The sequence below is a fragment of the Oceanospirillum maris DSM 6286 genome, from assembly GCF_000422865.1.
GTDB classification, from domain to species: Bacteria; Pseudomonadota; Gammaproteobacteria; order Pseudomonadales; family Halomonadaceae; genus Oceanospirillum; species Oceanospirillum maris.
Genome location: NZ_AUGW01000022.1, coordinates 40,889 through 57,964, shown reverse-complemented (window position 1 = coordinate 57,964; position 17,076 = coordinate 40,889). Strand labels below are relative to the sequence as shown.

Here is a 17,076-nt window from a genome sequence, read left to right as displayed (position 1 = left end):
CTAAGTTAACCCAATCTCCGGTGCTATCCTGTTTCCAGTAGCCGTTAACAGAGGCTTCACTGCTGACCAACAAGTTGAAATTTTGAATATCACCAGGGTTGGATACATCGGCTTTAAAACTGATTAACCCTAAGGGCATCGTTAAATCATCTGGTTTATCCACAGGGGCATCCTGCTGCTTAACATCGCGAATACTGGCCGATGATGAGCTAGAGGAGCCATTATCACCGGCGGCTACCGCTGTTGCCGCTAGAGTGATAAAGACCTTCGAAGCATTTGGCTCAACGGATACCTTACTGGTATTACGAAAAGGTACCGAAGATACATCGGATTGCTCGCTATCAGCGATACCGTCACCGTTACCGTCACCTAGTGTCTGTCCGTCAGTGGAAGGAACAAAATCTTCCACGCTTTCCGGTACACCATCACCATCGTTATCGGATAAATTATTCCACTCTTCTTCTGACGGCGGGGTTGGTTTAACCATTGAGGTGGCAGAGCTTATTACTGTTTCAGTTGTGCCTTGTTGGTCAATATAAACAGCTTTAACGATGATTTTTTTGCTAACTTCATTTTGAGTTAGTCGATATGTTGGTCCAGCCGAACCGCTAATTACTGCTCCATCGGCGTACCATTGGTAGCTTAAAATACCAAGACCATCCACATCAGCAAGATTGTTGCTGATCGTGAGAATCTCGCCTTGTTCGGTGATGCCATTGATTGTAATACTGCCGGTGGGGAGAGTATTTAGGTTGATAATCGTTGTCGTGGGAAGGCTTGTTACTGTTTCAGAGGTGCCCTGTTGATCGGTATAGCTAGCTTTTACCGTGATGGTTTTACCCACGTCTGCCTTGGACAAGGTGTAAGTTGTACCTGTCGCGCCATCAATGATTACACCACCAGCGAACCATTCGTAACTTAAAGTGCCAAGGCCCTCTGCATCGGCAAGGTTGTTGCTGACAGTGAGCGTCTCGCCTTGTTTGGCGGTACCATTGATTGTAATGCCTCCAGTGGGGAGAGTATTTAGATTGGTAACCGTTGTGGTAGCGGTACTTGTTACTGTTTCAGGGGTGCCTTGTTGATCGGTATAGCTAACTTTTACCGTGATGGTTTTACCCACTTCTGCTTTGGACAATAGATAAGTTGTACCTGTCGCACCGTCAATGGTTACACCATCAGCGAACCATTCGTAGCTTAAAGTGCCCAAACCCTCTACATCGGCAAGATTGTTGCTGACAGTGAGAGTCTCACCTTGTTTGGCAGTGCCTTTTATTGTGACAGTGCCAGTCGGTGCTTTATTGGCTCCTTGTATTGTAATCTCAATATCTTGGTTAGCAGTGCCCCCTTTACCATCATCAGCCGTGAGCGTATAGCTCAATATTAACTTCTCGCCTTTATTAAGATAATTGAAGCCGATATCACCAGAGTTAAAATCCCAAGTCAGCTCTGCTTGGTAAAGAGCTCCATCGGAAATAGGAGCTAGGCTAACACTGAACATTGATAACAGTGCTGCGTTTTCAGGTTGCTCTGCATCAGAGCTTTGATCGCTTCCATCACTGTTTTTTTCTTGTGCCGTTACGCTCGTTACAGTGACACCTACGTCATCAGATATATTCTTATCGGTGACCAAAAGTGAATTAGATGCGGTAAGGCCGATGGCAGCTGTTAACGCTGTGCCAGATGAGAGCTTGGCCGAATACTCCATAGCGCTGGGGATTATCTCAGTAACCCAAGCATTATCTTTCGAACTACCGTCACTAACATCCGTGGTATATTGCGTGTGATCAATAAAGCCGGTACCAGCGATACCTGAGCTGTAATAGTCATACCCCATAAAAATAACGGTACCAGCATCGTAGGTCATAGTGGCGACAGTAGCATTATCCTCCGTTCCATAGATGGGATTAAAGCTAGCCACAGTTCCCTTGCCAATGGAATCAGTTGCACTGGGGTTGCTTAGGCTGCTAGCGCCATCTGCAAAAGGCGTTCCAGCAGCGTTAGCGCTGTTTAAATCCCAAGATGAACCGTTCTCAGTGGTCAGATCCCAGTCGAAAATACTGTTAAGAAACTGGGTGTCTTTGTCCCCGCCTGTACCTGTCATCATCATAACGCCACCAGCACTAACCCAGTCGCGAAGGATCGTTTGAGCAGACTCTGGAAAAAATGCCGGATCGGTAGGTGATTTATTTTCCATATCTGTCATGAAAAAGAAGCCACTACTGTTTAGCTGAGTCGCAAAATTATCTGCCGCAAAACTCGTTATACTCGTATCAAGGGTGTATTTTCCACCATTATTGATTACGTTCTGAACAATACTGGCTAGGTTAGCATTTTCATTACTGCTTCCAGGGGAGGAATCGCTACCATTCAAGTTAGGATAAGAAAAAACTGATACCTGAGTTGATACATTGGCCGCACCAAACACTGGGGCATTATTTATATTCAGGTTCACCGTAGGGTTGCTAGTCAAGTCAAGGATGCCATCTGAGGCGCTAATCGTAATAGTGGCCCCAGCATCTCCGGTTGCGCTGGTATACTTGATATTAGAAGCGGTATCGAGGTAAGTGTTAATATCCGCAGCGGACCCCACCAAAGTTATCTTAGTATCACTGTCCTTGCTTTCAGTGACACCAGAGCCAACACTTGCACCATCCGCCGGTGTGGAAAAAGTACCGGCGGAAACCGTTAAAGTCACAGTGAGTGAGTCGTCATCGGTATCTGCAAAAGAAACCGCAGAGAGGTCAATGTTAGAGGCGGTGTCTTCGGTAACAGTTAGATCAGACGGTGTGCCTGTGATAGAAGGTGATGCATTAGAAACTACTGGGCTGAACCCTGAAGGAATCAAGGTGCTTTCATATAGAGATAAATTCATAGCAGTTTGTACATCGCCTGTCGTCTGCTCCAATACCCAATTCCCACCTTTGCCTTCAGCCCCTGTTAAATCATCCGATGCTGCTACATCGGCACCAGTGGCTTGGGCAAGTTTGCCAATAAAATCCACACCGGTTTTCTCGGCGGCTACGTTACAGCCATACAGTAAAATATCGCCGTTCTCAGTAAGAGAGGAGCCAATTTGGCTAAGTTGTGTTTGGTATTGATTTAGTGTGTCAGAAGAGAGAGTCGTACTACCCAGTTGCTGAGCACCGGTCGAGCCATGACCTAGAATATGAATCGCGCTATAGCCAGTGTGGCTCTTGGCCCAGTCAGCCATGACTTGAATACCGTCTTGATCAGGGGCGACTAAAACCACTTTCATACCTTCGATAAGGCCGTCAATCAAGGTTTGGTAGTCCGGCAGGCCTGTATCGATAAAGGTAACCTGTCGCAAGAGTAATGATCCGGTAATAGAGCCTTTTAGCGTATCCATAATATATCCTGTAAACGTAAACGTAAGCGTCATTGGCCGGCTATTCGTCTAATCAGAGAATGGACGGCACCTAAATCAAGCACAGACTATTAATTAATTTCTTGATAGTAACAGTTTGTTACGCATTAGATTCTGACAAAACCTGACATCCTAATGTATCTAAAGATAACCTCTTGTTTTAGAGATAAAAAAAGCCGCAACGGGCAACCGTTGCGGCTTTTTCTGTATCACCAAGCAAGCTTAATTTAGCCTGCTGGAAGAAACATTGGCTTACTTGTTCTTAGAGCGCTTACGTTCGTTTTCACTCAATAGTTTCTTACGAACCCGAACCGAGACAGGCGTTACTTCTACTAGCTCGTCGTTTTCGATGAACTCTAGTGCTTGCTCAAGCGTTTGCTTGATTGGCGGAGATAACGTCAACGCTTCATCTGTACCAGAAGCACGTACGTTAGTCAGCTGTTTGGCTTTAGTTGGGTTAACAACTAAGTCATTGCTGCGAGAGTGAATGCCGATGACCTGGCCTTCATATACTTCTGCACCGTGACCCAAGAATAAGCGACCGCGATCCTGTAGGTTAAACAGGCCGTAAGACAATGTCTTACCTTTCACCATGGAAACCAGTACGCCGTTTTGACGTTTGGCTACTTCACCATCTTTTACCGTATCGTAACGGTCAAAGATGCTGGTCATGATGCCGGAACCTGAGGTTATTGTCAGGAAGTGACCACGGAAGCCGATTAGGCCACGGGAAGGAACGGTGAACTCAAGTTTCACACGGCCTTTACCGTCTGGTTCCATGTTGGTTAGTTCAGCTTTACGCAGACCCATCTCTTCCATAACAGAACCCTGATGCTGATCTTCAACATCAATCACTACATTTTCATAGGGTTCCATCATTACGCCGTCAATTTCTTTGCGGATAACTTCAGGACGGGATACACCCATCTCGAAGCCTTCACGGCGCATTGTTTCAATCAGTACAGACAGGTGAAGCTCACCACGGCCTGATACTTTAAATTTATCAGGCGTATCGCCCTGTTCTACACGCAATGCTACGTTATGAATCAGCTCTTGATCCAAACGCTCTTTGATATTGCGAGAGGTTACAAACTTACCTTCTTTACCCGCAAACGGGGAATCGTTTACTAGGAACGTCATGCTTACGGTAGGCTCATCAACGGTCAAAGGCGGTAGCGATTCTACACACTCAGGATCACACAGGGTGTCAGAGATACTTAGACCATCAATACCATTGATACATACGATGTCACCAGCACCAGCCAGATCCGTATCAACACGCTCAAGGCCCATGTAGCCTTTTACGTTTAGAACTTTGCCTTTACGTTCTTTGCCAGCAATATCTTTGATGATCACCTGTTGGCCTGGTTTCAGCGTACCACGGGTGATACGGCCAATACCGATAACGCCTACGTAGCTGTCGTAATCCAGTGCAGAAACCTGCATTTGGAACGTGCCTTCTGGATCAACGTCAGGTACAGGAACACGGCTTACAATCATCTCTAGCAGAGGCTTCATGTCGTCTGCCATCTCTTCAGGATCATTACCGGCAATACCGTTTAATGCTGAAGCGTAGATTACAGGGAAATCAAGCTGCTCGTCTGTTGCGCCTAGGCTATCAAACAGATCAAATACTTGATCCATTACCCAGTCAGGGCGTGCGCCTGGACGGTCAATTTTGTTGATAACAACGATAGGCTTAAGACCGCGCTCAAATGCTTTTGATGTTACAAAGCGTGTTTGAGGCATCGGGCCATCTACAGCATCAACCAGAAGAAGAACCGAATCAACCATGGATAGTACACGCTCTACTTCACCACCGAAGTCGGCGTGTCCTGGAGTATCAACGATATTAATACGGTAATCGTTCCAGTTGATGGCGGTGTTTTTCGCCAAAATGGTAATACCGCGTTCACGTTCTTGGTCGTTAGAGTCCATGACGCGTTCTGAACCCGCATCTTTACGATCCAGCGTACCGGAGAACTGAAGTAGCTTATCAACCAGAGTAGTTTTACCGTGGTCAACGTGCGCAATAATTGCAATATTGCGTAACTTATTGATATCTGAAGACATTCGGAGTTTTTCGCCTGCTTTAAATACGAGATACAGAGCCGTAATTTGCCCTTATCTCTGGAAATGCTTGCCGCCAAGAAGGCAGCAAAGGAAAAATAAAAAGGTGTGAAATTGTACACGCTTTGCTTTTACGGTTATATGAATTTCTTCTTCAATGGCGTGGATCAACCAGCATTGAGGGGAACTATTAAGTAAAAACAAGCGGTTACGTCTTAGTAATTATTATTACAGCCTTACGGGCAATAAAAAGTCACGTTTTAACTTTCTATCTGGCCACGATCCGGTAAAATCCTGCGTTTTTTGTCGCTTTAAATGGGTGGGACATGACCAAACAACGCAAAGCCGTATCTCTGATTTCCGGCGGACTGGACTCCATGCTGGCTACCAAAGTTATTCAGGATCAAGGTGTTCATGTAGAGGGTATTAACTTCTACACCGGCTTTTGTGTCGAAGGGCACACTCATGCCATTCGTAAAAAAGACAAGGACAAACAGAAGAAAAACAGTTCTCTTTGGGTGGCAGAGCAACTGGGTATCAAGCTGCATATTATTGATATTTCAGAAGAGTACAAAGATATCGTACTTAATCCAAAACACGGCTATGGCCAAAATCTAAATCCGTGTCTTGATTGTAAAATTGATATGGTAGGCCGTGCTTGGCAGTGGTGTCAGGATAATGATTTTGACTTTGTGATTACGGGTGAAGTCGTTGGTCAGCGTCCTAAATCTCAGCGTAAATCAACCATGCCGATTATTGCCCGAGAATCACAGGTGCAGGATCGTCTTGTCCGCCCGTTATGCGCCCACCATCTGCCGGAAACGCACCCTGAGCGAGAAGGCTGGATCAAGCGGGAAAACCTGTATGATTTTCATGGCCGTAACCGTAAACCACAAATTGCATTGGCACGTAGCCTAGGTATTGATGAGTGGTCACAACCTGCGGGTGGCTGCTGCTTCCTGACCGATGAAAGTTATAGTAACAAGTTGCAGGATCTCTGGAATGCCCGTGGTGAGCGTGACTATGAAATTGATGACATTATGCTCTTGAAAGTGGGGCGGCATATTCGTCCTGCTAATAATTTTAAGCTGATTGTTAGCCGAGAAGAGGGTGAAAATAACTTTATGCGGGGCTATCGTCCGCAGTTCACTTATCTTTATCCAACCAGTCATGGTGGCCCGCTGACATTGGTTGACGGTACTCCAACTGAGGCTGATTTAGAGCTTGCCGCTCGTATGGTTGCCCGTTTCAGTCAAGGCCGTAACGAAGATAACGTTACGGTTGAACTTGTGCGACAGCACAACGAGCCTGCCCAAGCGTTACAGGTAAAACCTATGCCGATAGATGAGATTCCTGATAGTTGGTACGTCAACTAGGGCATAAAAATAAACCTGTAAAAGTAATATAAAACGCATTCGATAACTCTGGTGCGTTTTTTTTCGCCTTCAGCCTAAAATTAACGCCCAGTGCACAAATAAAGCGCGCTTGCCCCCTGTCATACTGCAATCATGACTGACTATCTAAGAGAAGAGAAATCTATGGCTCAACATGAATTAAACGCTCGCAACTTACTTTGCCCGCTTCCGGTGATTCGTGCTCAGAATAAAATTAGCGAGCTATCCGTAGGTGACCAACTGACTGTTTATTGCACAGATCCAGGCACTTTACATGATATTCCTGCTTGGTGTCGTGTACACGGTCATACTTTAGTCTCAACGGAGGAGAATTCCGATGAGATTGTCATTACTATTGAAGTCAACGATACCTAGTCTTAATCGGTTATCGGGCGGATATTGATGAGCGGCATTGCTTGCGCACAACAAAAGTGCGAAGCCATTGCTCTATGCACCAAAAAAGAGCATTGCTAGAAGTTAATGTATAGGTTTAATACCCTTGCCATCACTCTTTCTCTTTATAACACATTGGAATTACTCGCTTTTTACCAAATGGCATTCAAATTGCTTTGAAGATAGTAAAATGAAAAGCCTAGCTTTAGGGTATTAAAGGTATAGGCTGTTGCATCACCCGAGAGAAAGACTTTAGACCATCTATTTTGATAATGAATCGATTTTGACAACTGATCGATTTTGACAACTTATAGCGAAAGCTCCATTGGAGGACAAGCAATGTCAGAGAACACTCTGCAGCTGATCAAAGAGCATGATGTTAAGTGGGTTGATCTGCGTTTTACCGATACTAAAGGTAAAGAACAACACGTTACTATTCCTGCTCGTTACGTTGATGAAGAATTCTTCGAAAACGGCCAAATGTTTGATGGTTCTTCAATCTCTGGTTGGAAGGGCATTAACGAATCCGACATGATTCTTTTGCCGGATGACGACGCTAGCTTCATCGATCCATTCTTTGAAGATAAAACGCTGGTTCTACGTTGTGACATTATTGAACCTGCGACAATGCAAGGTTATGAGCGTGACCCACGTTCTGTTGCGCGTCGTGCAGAAGAATACCTAAAATCTACCGGTCTTGGTGATACGGCATTCTTTGGCCCTGAGCCAGAATTTTTCATCTTTGACGACGTTCGCTGGGACTGCAACATGTCCGGCAGCTTCGTTAAAATCGATTCTGATGAAGCCGCTTGGAACTCAGGCAAAGGCATGGAAGGTGGCAACATGGGTCACCGTCCACGGGTTAAAGGCGGTTATTTCCCAGTGCCTCCTGTTGATTCCGTACACGACATTCGCGCGACAATGTGCAACGTGATGGAAGAGATTGGCCTAGATATTGAAGTACATCACCACGAAGTGGCGACGGCTTGTCAGAATGAAATCGGCGTAGCATTCAATACGCTGGTTAAGAAAGCTGATGAAGTTCAAATGCTGAAATACGTTGTTCATAACGTTGCTCATGCTTATGGCAAAACAGCAACCTTTATGCCTAAGCCTGTTGTTGGTGATAACGGTTCTGGTATGCACATTCACTTGTCTTACTGGAAAGATGGCGTAAACCAGTTTGCTGGTGATCAGTATGCGGGTCTGTCTGAAGATGCCTTATTCGCTATTGGCGGTATCATCAAGCACGCTAAAGCGCTAAATGCATTCTGTAACCCAGGTACTAACTCTTACAAGCGTTTGGTTCCAGGTTTTGAAGCACCGGTAATGCTGGCTTACTCTGCCCGTAACCGTTCTGCATCACTGCGTATTCCTTACACGTCTAGCCCGAAAGCTAAGCGCGTTGAAGCCCGTTTCCCTGATCCAATTGCTAACCCATACCTAGCGTTCTCTGCGCTATTGATGGCAGCACTGGACGGCGTTCAGAACAAGATTCACCCTGGCGATCCAGCAGATAAAGATCTTTATGATCTGCCTGCTGAAGAAGCTGCGGCTATTCCAACGGTTGCCTCTTCTCTAGAAGAAGCTCTGGCATGCTTGGATGCAGACCGTGAGTTCCTGACTAAAGGCGGCGTATTCACCGACGATAGCATTGATGCTTACATCGCTCTGATTAACGAAGATGTTGCACGTGTAAACATGACAACTCACCCCATTGAGTTTGATCTGTACTATAGTGTTTAAATAGCCGCAGCGTGTAAACATAACGGTAGTGTATAAAGCTTCCGCTCTTCATTTGAAGAGACTTAACCTCTGCCCTTAATAAGGGTGGGGGTTTTTTTATGAGTTTAGGTTATTTCTTATGGATATCACACGGCTTGTTAGCCTTGTTTCGGGTCTGCTTTTTGGCTTATCTTTATATTTAGGCTCTAGCGCGTTAAACGCTGGTACGTTTTATCATTGGATTGATCATCAAGGCCACTCTGTTTATTCGGATCAACCTCGTCATAAAGTTGGGCGCGGGGGCATCATGAAGGCTAACAGTCTTCAGCCGAGTCGATACCGTGTGCAACTGTCAAGCTTGCAAACTAATGACCCAAAACAGCGCATTATTAAACTGACTATCTCTCCGCCGCTTGCCCCTGCGGACAAAGCTGCTTTGTACTTAAACGGTAAGCGTTACCAAAGCCCAATACATAGCGATCATTTCTTGCTGCACCAGATGCCCAATGGTGTACATTCTCTTAGCGCCCGTATTTATAGGGGGAATACTCGCCTTCCGATTGAGACGAGATATTTAAAGCTACTTATCCCTATTGCCCATTAATCATGCGTCTTATTCCAACATGGGGCGTTTTTGTGCACTATGGTGGTGCGTCAACATCCTGAGCGGTGCGGTGTCTTCCTACAAAAATGGATAAGAGGCTGACCAAGTAACGCTAATACCTTGAGTGATCATCGTAAGACCTTAATACGGTCATCTATCATGGGCTAAGCTCTTTATTTTGCTTAAAGCTTCTCTTTATGGTGCGTTTCTTGCTTTTAGTACTTTAACTCGTTGAGTCCCAAGGAGGGACAGGTGTGAGCATGACTGATAACTATAAGCTACTACTTGATAATCTCAGTACGGCTATTATTCAGGTGGATCATAATCTCTGTTTAAGCTATTTAAATCCTGCCGCTGAGATGCTATTTGCCTGTGGGGCCAGTCGTGCTATTGGAATACCCGTTGATCAGTTGTTTATCGAAAGCGACGGTACACCAGAGGCGTGGGAGCAAGCGACGGTTGCCGGTCATCCTTTCACTAAAAGAGAAAGCCTAATCGTGCTACCTAATGGTGTACAGCATATCGTCGATTACACCGTAAGCCCTGTGCTGGTATCTAAAGGTTATTGTTTAGTTGTTGAGCTACAACCCCGTGATCGTTTGCTTAAGATTAGCAAAGAAGAAGACCTCTTTGCTCAGCAGGAAACGCTGCGCACACTGGTGCGGGGAATGGCCCATGAGATTAAAAATCCATTAGGTGGAATTCGTGGTGCGGCTCAGCTATTGGAGCGTGCGCTTCCTGATGAAAGCCTTAAAGATTACACCGAAGTGATTATTTGCGAGGCTGACCGTCTGCGTAATTTAGTGGATCGTATGCTTGGGCCGCGCAAAATGCCTGACTTTACTGAAGTTAATATCCATAAAGTGTTAGAGCATGTTTATGCCCTGATTAGAGCAGAAGCAGATGACAGTCTAATACTGGTTCGAGACTACGATCCAAGTTTGCCAGATATACAGGGTGATCAAGAACAACTGATTCAAGCGATTCTTAATATTGTTCGCAATGCCATGCAAGCGCTTGAAGAACACCCGCCTGAAGGCAAGAAAAGTATTACTTTCCGAACCCGCGCAAAGCGGCAGTTTACCCTAGGGGCCGAATGTCACCGCTTGCTATGCCAAGTAGAGATTATTGATAACGGCCCTGGTATTCCGTCAGAGCTACTAGAAACGCTTTTTTATCCCTTAGTAACAGGACGTGCTGAAGGTACTGGATTAGGGTTGTCGATTGCCCAAACGATTTTGCATCAGCATCACGGACTGATTGAGTGCGAATCAACCCCTGGCGAAACGTTTTTTAGACTTTTGATTCCACTGGAGCAAAAAAATGAGCAAACCTTATAACGTTTGGATTGTCGATGACGATCGCTCTATCCGCTGGGTGTTAGAGCGTTCGATGGAACAAGAAGGCATGACGGTAAAGGTATTTGAGCGTGCCGAAGGTGTATTAAAAGCACTACAGACCGACCGACCAGATGCCATGATCACCGATATTCGTATGCCCGGTATGGATGGCTTAGAACTTCTTGCTCAGATTCAAAATACACATACCACCCTGCCTGTTATCGTAATGACCGCTCACTCCGATCTAGAAAGCGCGGTAGCCTCCTATCAAGGTGGTGCCTTTGAGTATCTGCCTAAGCCCTTTGATGTTGATGAAGCTGTTGCCCTTGTAAAGCGAGCGATTAGCCATTCAAGAGAGCAAGAACATCCGGCAGGGGATGTAAAAGCTCTGCCCAGTACAGAAATCATTGGTGAAGCACCGGCCATGCAGGAAGTGTTTCGTGCCATTGGTCGACTATCACACTCCAATATTACGGTATTGATTAATGGTGAATCGGGCACCGGTAAAGAGTTGGTAGCCCATGCATTACATCAGCACAGCCCCCGGGTGCAAAACCCTTTTATTCCTCTCAATATGGCCGCTATTCCAAAAGATTTGATTGAGTCTGAGCTGTTCGGCCATGAAAAAGGCGCGTTTACAGGGGCAAATACCCAGCGTAGAGGACGTTTTGAACAGGCCGATGGCGGCACACTGTTTTTGGATGAAATCGGTGATATGCCCGCCGATACTCAAACGCGCCTACTGCGAGTATTGGCGGATGGTGAATTCTATCGTGTTGGCGGTCATACATCGGTTCAGGTTGATGTACGTATTATTGCCGCGACCCATCAGGATCTGGAAACCTTGGTGCAAGAAGGGCGTTTTCGGGAGGATCTATTCCATCGTTTGAACGTTATCCGCGTCCATCTACCAAAATTGAGTGAGCGAAGAGAAGATATTCCACGCTTATCAGAATTCTTTCTTTCTAAGGCAGGTAAAGAGCTTGGAGTAGAGCCAAAGCTGCTTTTACCTGAAACCATCGAGTATATGCAGCAACTTAGCTGGCCCGGTAATGTTCGTCAGCTGGAGAATACCTGCCGCTGGATTACTGTGATGGCCTCGGGGCGAGAGGTTCATCAAGACGACTTGCCGCCAGAGTTGATGGAACAAAAGCAATCTGCGCTTAATGGCAACAGCCGTTGGCAAAGTGCCTTGCATCTATGGGCCGATAATGCCCTTTCTCAAGGACAAAAAGGGATTTTAGACACTGCTGTGCCAGAGTTTGAGAAAGTGATGATCGAAGTGGCTCTGAAGCATACTGCTGGTAGGCGACGAGATGCCGCAGAGCTATTGGGCTGGGGTCGCAACACCCTAACCCGTAAGATCAAAGAGCTGAATCTTGAAACTAATGGTGACGACGAAGAGTCATAATACTTCTGTTATCGCTAAACCTCGCATATAACCTTCCATGCATACCCTAGAATATAAGGCTATTTTGGAAGGTTTTTTACAAAAAACCTGAATTTAGATTGCCCCTTTAAAACTCATCTGCCGCCAAGCCTCGTATGTGATTACAGATACGGCATTAGACAAGTTTAAGCTTCGGCTTGTCTTCATCATGGGGATACGCAGCCATTGGCTTTGATCAAACAAACTTAAAACCTCATTAGGTAAACCACGGGTTTCTGGGCCAAATAACAGCACATCACCGGCCTTAAACTGCATATCAGAAGGGTATCCCTTGGCCTTGGTGGTGCAGGGAAATACTCGCTTACCTTCCATTGCTTTAGCAAAGGTTTCAAAGTCTGAGTAGCGCGTTACCCGAGCTAAATCGTGATAATCGAGACCCGCACGACGTAGCTTTTTCTCTTCCAGATCAAAGCCTAATGGTTCAATCAGATGTAAGCGACATCCTGTATTGGCACATAATCGAATAATATTCCCTGTATTCGGGGCGATCTCAGGCTCATAAAGCGCTAATTCAAACATCTATTTCTCTCCAATACGGGTTCAGCCTTACTCAATAAAGCACTGAACGAACGGTTTAAACAGTGATTACTTAATCACTACTCATCTATTGCTATTATGAACTAGCTCTTAGAAACAAAAGCACATAAAATAAATACATATTGTTACATATAGAAAAATCAAGCAGCATCCGCTAAATTAGGGCAAAAGGCATTGCAAGCCCAAATTACCCGAGGAATCTGATTATGCTAAGCCAATTATCTGTAGGCAGGAAGCTGGCATTAATGCTTGCCATCCCTATTGTGGGGTTGCTGGCACTGTTTCTTATGGCAAGAAACGAACTGGATCACTTCGATGAGGGCGTTGATACTATCTATGAAGATAGGGTTGTCCCCCTTAAGCATCTCTATGAGATCAGTGTCGATTATGCTGTGTTTATTATTGATGCCGTAAACAAAGCCAATGCTGGCCTGATGACAGCACAGGAAGCTATTGCCGGGATCGATAGCGCCACCAAAGATATTGAAGAAAATTGGAAGCTTTACACTTCAACTCAGTTAACCAGCGAAGAGGCCCAACTCGTTAAAGAAGCAGAACAACTTTTTAAACCTGCCGATCAGTCAATTGTTAAGCTACGCAGCTACCTGAGCAGCCTCAGCGGAACAGTCCCAAACCAACTGAACGGTTTTGACGGTGAGCTTTACGAGACGGTTGACCCTATCGTCGATAAAGTTACTGAACTGATCAACCTACAGCTACGTATTGCCGGTGAACAGAGACAGATATTAAAAGAAAGCTACCATACCAATATTATCATGGTAGCTATCGGGCTATTTATTATTGTTTTGGCTGTTGTAGGACTCGGCATGCTGGTGGCTCGTGCGATTACAGGTCCGCTAACGGCTATGCGCGATACAATCAATAATATTGAAAAAAACCACGATCTTTCTTTACGGGTCAACACTAATGGCAGTGATGAGGTCGCTCAGATTGGTCAAGCTGTTAATGCGATGATGTCTCAGTTTCAACAGTTGGTTCAGCAGGTATTCCAGTCTGTAAATCAGGTATCGCAGGAAGCGGGTAATCTGGCTCAGGCCAGCCAGCATACTAGTGATGGCATGATTCGTCAGCAAGCTGAAACCGACCATGTTGCTACCGCTATGAATGAGATGGTTGCGACGATACAAGAGATAGCTCGCCACGCAGCAGAAGCCGAAACTGCAGCCCAAACAACACGTTCAGAATCAGAGAATGGCGATCAGATTCTGCAGGAAAATAATCGTATCATTCAATCGCTTGCTGAAGAGGTCGAAAATGCAGCGGCGGTCGTCGCATCTCTTGAGGCTGAAGCGCAGAACATTGCTGTTGTTATTGATGTTATCAAGGGTATTGCCGAGCAGACTAACCTTCTGGCACTTAATGCCGCCATTGAGGCTGCACGAGCGGGCGAACAAGGGCGAGGTTTTGCTGTTGTTGCTGATGAGGTCCGCAGCCTAGCACAGAAAACCCAAGCGTCGACTCAAGAGATTGAAGAGGTCATTGTTCGGGTGCAAGAAGGTAGCCGAGATGCAACAATCGTTATGGGTCGCAGCCAAGAACGAGCCAAGGCGGGTTTGGCACAAACAGCTAAAACCAGTGCAGCATTGGCACAAGTCACGCATCATGTCACTCTGATCAGCGATATGAACAGTCAAATTGCTACCGCTGTTGAAGAGCAAAGTGCTACAGCAGATGAAATGAACCAAAGCGTGGTCAATATTGCGGAAGTGGGTCGGGATTCTACTGCTGCATCTCACCAGACTGCAGCTGCCAGCGAAGAGTTATCACTACTCTCTGCGGAACTGCATTCAATGGTATCCCGCTTTAAAGTTTAGCGGACCTTCTCCACAGATAAGAGAAAACCTGCTTTTTCCGCGAAGCACTTACTTCTATAATGGTTTAAATTACTGTGATACGTTACATCATGAAAGCGCATTGTGGATAAATGCTTCTCCACACCAAGTACTAGGAGTGTTAAATATGAGTCTGGATCTGCTAAACGAATTAGAAAAACGTGTTCAATCAGCAGTAGGCACTATTGAGAGCCTTAAAGCAGAAATTGAGCAGCTCAAGGAAGAAAACGCTGAATTATCAGCAGAGAAAGATGCATGGGGAGGTCGTTTGTCTGAGCTGTTAGGCAAATTTGACCTTATTGGTAGTGCTGAGGATGCAGATTCGCCGTTAGACGATGAAGCGAGCCTAGAATTAGATGATAACTTAGAGCTAAATGACAATTTAGAGTCTCTAGAAGATAACGGAGCAGAACTTGAAGGTGCTAGCCATAGCCTTGAAGATGATCTTGATGACTTAGGTTTTGCAGAAGATGACGCTGAACTAAGTTTTGAAGATGATGATGCGGAAGGCGGCGCGGAAGAAACATTAGCGAACCAAGCATTTGAACAAGATTTTGCTGAAATGACCGATGATACTGAAGATGGCGCGCTTAAGAATTCGGGTAGCTACTAACGAGTTCTTAAAGGTTGCTCACTTAGTTGCTTTTTTATAAGTAACTGAATAAAAACACCGGTACTTTAATTTCAAAAAAGCCGGTGTTTTTTGCAAAGAATTCCGGTTTGACCGATATTTATTGATGCTTATGATGGCAAGCTTAAACGATTCAGGTCGCAGGACATCAGTACAGCATCTTCTCGTTCCTGACCGGGAACGGTGTAATACCCTTTACGCACACCATCTTCGGTAAAGCCTAGCTGACGGTAAAGGTGTCGAGCTGGCGCATTACTTTCGCGCACTTCTAACAAAATGAGCGCTAGGTTCTGCTGTTTTGCCTCTTCAATAACCGCCTCCAAAAGAAATCGCCCAATGCCCTGCCCTTGCAAGGTATCCTGCACCGCAATGTTGTGCAGATGCCATTCATCGGCTATCTTCTGCAGCATGGCATAACCCACTAAACGTTCTTGGATATAAACGCCTAATAACGTATCGCTTCTTTGCAGCCCTAATTCGAACATTAGCCGAGTCCACGGCGTTAAATGGGCAGCCCTTTCGATTAGCATTACTTTGTCCAGTTCGAGAATGCCAACTTCACGGATCTTTTTCATTCTGGTTGAGCCTTATTCTTTAATGCTAACAATTGGTAGAGTACGGCTTGCTTTTCTTTGCCGCTGGTCATCACTCCGGTTAGGCTGCAAGGGTGGTGCAGTGTGATATTTAGCAGGTTCTCACTTTCAGCGATTAGCTCGGGCAGATCGCCGAACCACCAGCATTCTTGGTTGGCCTGGCAGCCTAATCGAGCCCCGCCAAGTAGTGCGCGAAAAACCTGAACAAACTCCTGTTCTCGACAGACCGGTGACCTACCTGCTAACGGCCAAACAAAGGGCAAGCTTACTAGTGGTTCACTAAACCCCATAAACTGCAGCATGGACTGGCTTAAGGGTAAGAATGAATACTCTGAGTCACCGCGATCACCAAAATGACTGACAATTAAAGGACGGTTTCCCTGTTGGCGAATAAAGGCCAGTTGTAGATGCTCGGGTACACGATTCACACGGTCTTGGACGGCTAATGCATCCATCGCTGCCTCAGTCGCATCTGACTTTGTGCTCGTTTTTATATTGGGAGGGTTCGACGCTCTGGATAAAACACTGGCAGGCTCGGTAACCGCTGCAACGCTTTCTGCTGTATTGCTAGATACGGTTTTTTTGGGCGCGGTACCTTCAGTTTCCCCATCTGTTCTAGGGCGTAATAGGGATAAAGGGGATGCTTTTTTAGGTGCCTCATGGTAGAAAATTTCAGACGGCTTTGCGCCCGACAGGGGCTGCCGAGGCATCCAGCTGACAACGCCGAGCTGGTTGAGGTAATCGAGCCGTTGGTTTTCATTGATCACAAGACTAAAAATCCCTTTGATATGGAACATGTAATGTTAGGTGGCTGCAAAAAAAGCGATGGGCATTATACCTGTCTGCCCCATATATAAGCCATCCGCTCTGGAATGTATCTTTGTTCTTATTTAGACTGCTTTTTTTCCAATAACTTTTTATTCTTTTGGTAACGTTTAACCAGCCAAATAGCCAGTGCGGACAGCAGCATCAGTATTAAAACGACACCTTGCCAAACGGCATCAATCTCGTACGTTCGCATAAGAAAAATAATGATAAAGCCGATTAACTGGCTGGCGATGGCCGCAAGCCTTAAACTTTCATTCATTCAAACCTCCATCC

The 17,076-nt window shown here is 45.7% G+C and carries 14 protein-coding genes; 8 read left to right on the top strand and 6 right to left on the bottom strand.

Annotated elements, in window-relative coordinates; all coding sequences use genetic code 11:
* The coding region (locus G517_RS0109895; RefSeq protein WP_028304282.1) for a DUF4347 domain-containing protein at nt 1–3,367 on the bottom strand (3,367 nt) is incomplete at its 3' end.
* Nucleotides 3,368–3,637: 270 nt separating this feature from the next.
* Complete coding sequence (typA, locus tag G517_RS0109890) at nt 3,638–5,458, bottom strand: translational GTPase TypA (protein WP_028304281.1); 1,821 nt, start codon at nt 5,456–5,458, stop codon at nt 3,638–3,640.
* Nucleotides 5,459–5,781: 323 nt separating this feature from the next.
* Between typA and G517_RS0109885 the strand changes: the two genes are divergently transcribed.
* The 6 genes from G517_RS0109885 (at nt 5,782) to glnG (ending at nt 12,322) form a co-directional block, all read left to right on the top strand.
* Nucleotides 5,782–6,831, top strand: a complete 1,050-nt coding sequence (locus tag G517_RS0109885) for a tRNA (5-methylaminomethyl-2-thiouridylate)-methyltransferase (RefSeq protein WP_028304280.1) — start codon at nt 5,782–5,784, stop codon at nt 6,829–6,831.
* A gap of 162 nt (nt 6,832–6,993) precedes the next feature.
* The gene (locus G517_RS0109880; protein ID WP_028304279.1) at nt 6,994–7,224 is read left to right on the top strand and encodes a sulfurtransferase TusA family protein; all 231 of its coding nucleotides are present in this window, start codon (nt 6,994–6,996) and stop codon (nt 7,222–7,224) included.
* 357 nt (nt 7,225–7,581) lie between these two features.
* Nucleotides 7,582–8,988: a glutamate--ammonia ligase gene (gene glnA / locus G517_RS0109875; protein WP_028304278.1), complete on the top strand. Its 1,407-nt coding sequence runs from the start codon at nt 7,582–7,584 to the stop codon at nt 8,986–8,988.
* Between the two features lie 118 nt (nt 8,989–9,106).
* A complete protein-coding gene (locus tag G517_RS0109870) occupies nt 9,107–9,571 on the top strand; it encodes a DUF4124 domain-containing protein (RefSeq protein ID WP_028304277.1) in 465 nt (154 codons plus the stop codon).
* A 260-nt stretch (nt 9,572–9,831) separates the two neighbouring features.
* Complete coding sequence (glnL, locus tag G517_RS0109865; RefSeq protein WP_028304276.1) at nt 9,832–10,911, top strand: nitrogen regulation protein NR(II); 1,080 nt, start codon at nt 9,832–9,834, stop codon at nt 10,909–10,911.
* Nucleotides 10,895–12,322, top strand: coding sequence for a nitrogen regulation protein NR(I) (gene glnG, locus G517_RS0109860; protein WP_028304275.1), 1,428 nt, complete (start codon nt 10,895–10,897; stop codon nt 12,320–12,322). The genes glnL and glnG overlap by 17 nt, the downstream gene beginning before the upstream one ends.
* A 93-nt stretch (nt 12,323–12,415) precedes the next feature.
* Here the strand turns inward: glnG and G517_RS0109855 are convergent, their stop codons facing one another.
* Entirely contained in the window at nt 12,416–12,880 is a 465-nt protein-coding gene (locus G517_RS0109855; protein ID WP_028304274.1) for a tRNA (cytidine(34)-2'-O)-methyltransferase, read from the bottom strand.
* 224 nt (nt 12,881–13,104) lie between these two features.
* Between G517_RS0109855 and G517_RS0109850 the strand changes: the two genes are divergently transcribed.
* A complete protein-coding gene (locus G517_RS0109850; RefSeq protein ID WP_028304273.1) occupies nt 13,105–14,733 on the top strand; it encodes a methyl-accepting chemotaxis protein in 1,629 nt (542 codons plus the stop codon).
* Between the two features lie 145 nt (nt 14,734–14,878).
* Complete coding sequence (locus G517_RS20900) at nt 14,879–15,364, top strand: cell division protein ZapB (RefSeq protein WP_084632154.1); 486 nt, start codon at nt 14,879–14,881, stop codon at nt 15,362–15,364.
* A gap of 128 nt (nt 15,365–15,492) precedes the next feature.
* On the opposite strand, the gene rimI is transcribed toward G517_RS20900, so the two are convergent.
* The 3 genes from rimI to G517_RS0109830 all read right to left on the bottom strand — a co-directional run bounded on the left by rimI (nt 15,493) and on the right by G517_RS0109830 (nt 17,062).
* A complete protein-coding gene (gene rimI, locus G517_RS0109840) occupies nt 15,493–15,957 on the bottom strand; it encodes a ribosomal protein S18-alanine N-acetyltransferase (RefSeq protein ID WP_028304272.1) in 465 nt (154 codons plus the stop codon).
* A complete protein-coding gene (locus G517_RS0109835) occupies nt 15,954–16,742 on the bottom strand; it encodes a hypothetical protein (protein WP_028304271.1) in 789 nt (262 codons plus the stop codon). The genes rimI and G517_RS0109835 overlap by 4 nt, the downstream gene beginning before the upstream one ends.
* Nucleotides 16,743–16,861: 119 nt before the next feature.
* On the bottom strand, nt 16,862–17,062 hold the full coding sequence (locus G517_RS0109830) for a hypothetical protein (RefSeq protein ID WP_028304270.1): 201 nt from the start codon (nt 17,060–17,062) through the stop codon (nt 16,862–16,864).
* Nucleotides 17,063–17,076 lie beyond the last annotated feature (14 nt).

Excerpts from the sequence above, each read along its gene's own strand:
- glnL (WP_028304276.1), top strand. The coding sequence starts at position 9,832 with ATGACTGATAACTATAAGCTACTACTTGATAATCTCAGTACGGCTATT.
- G517_RS0109830 (WP_028304270.1), bottom strand. The coding sequence starts at position 17,062 with ATGAATGAAAGTTTAAGGCTTGCGGCCATCGCCAGCCAGTTAATCGGC.
- G517_RS0109870 (WP_028304277.1), top strand. The coding sequence starts at position 9,107 with ATGGATATCACACGGCTTGTTAGCCTTGTTTCGGGTCTGCTTTTTGGC.
- glnG (WP_028304275.1), top strand. The coding sequence starts at position 10,895 with ATGAGCAAACCTTATAACGTTTGGATTGTCGATGACGATCGCTCTATC.
- G517_RS20900 (WP_084632154.1), top strand. The coding sequence starts at position 14,879 with ATGAGTCTGGATCTGCTAAACGAATTAGAAAAACGTGTTCAATCAGCA.
- G517_RS0109850 (WP_028304273.1), top strand. The coding sequence starts at position 13,105 with ATGCTAAGCCAATTATCTGTAGGCAGGAAGCTGGCATTAATGCTTGCC.
- rimI (WP_028304272.1), bottom strand. The coding sequence starts at position 15,957 with ATGAAAAAGATCCGTGAAGTTGGCATTCTCGAACTGGACAAAGTAATG.
- G517_RS0109885 (WP_028304280.1), top strand. The coding sequence starts at position 5,782 with ATGACCAAACAACGCAAAGCCGTATCTCTGATTTCCGGCGGACTGGAC.
- G517_RS0109880 (WP_028304279.1), top strand. The coding sequence starts at position 6,994 with ATGGCTCAACATGAATTAAACGCTCGCAACTTACTTTGCCCGCTTCCG.
- G517_RS0109855 (WP_028304274.1), bottom strand. The coding sequence starts at position 12,880 with ATGTTTGAATTAGCGCTTTATGAGCCTGAGATCGCCCCGAATACAGGG.
- glnA (WP_028304278.1), top strand. The coding sequence starts at position 7,582 with ATGTCAGAGAACACTCTGCAGCTGATCAAAGAGCATGATGTTAAGTGG.
- typA (WP_028304281.1), bottom strand. The coding sequence starts at position 5,458 with ATGTCTTCAGATATCAATAAGTTACGCAATATTGCAATTATTGCGCAC.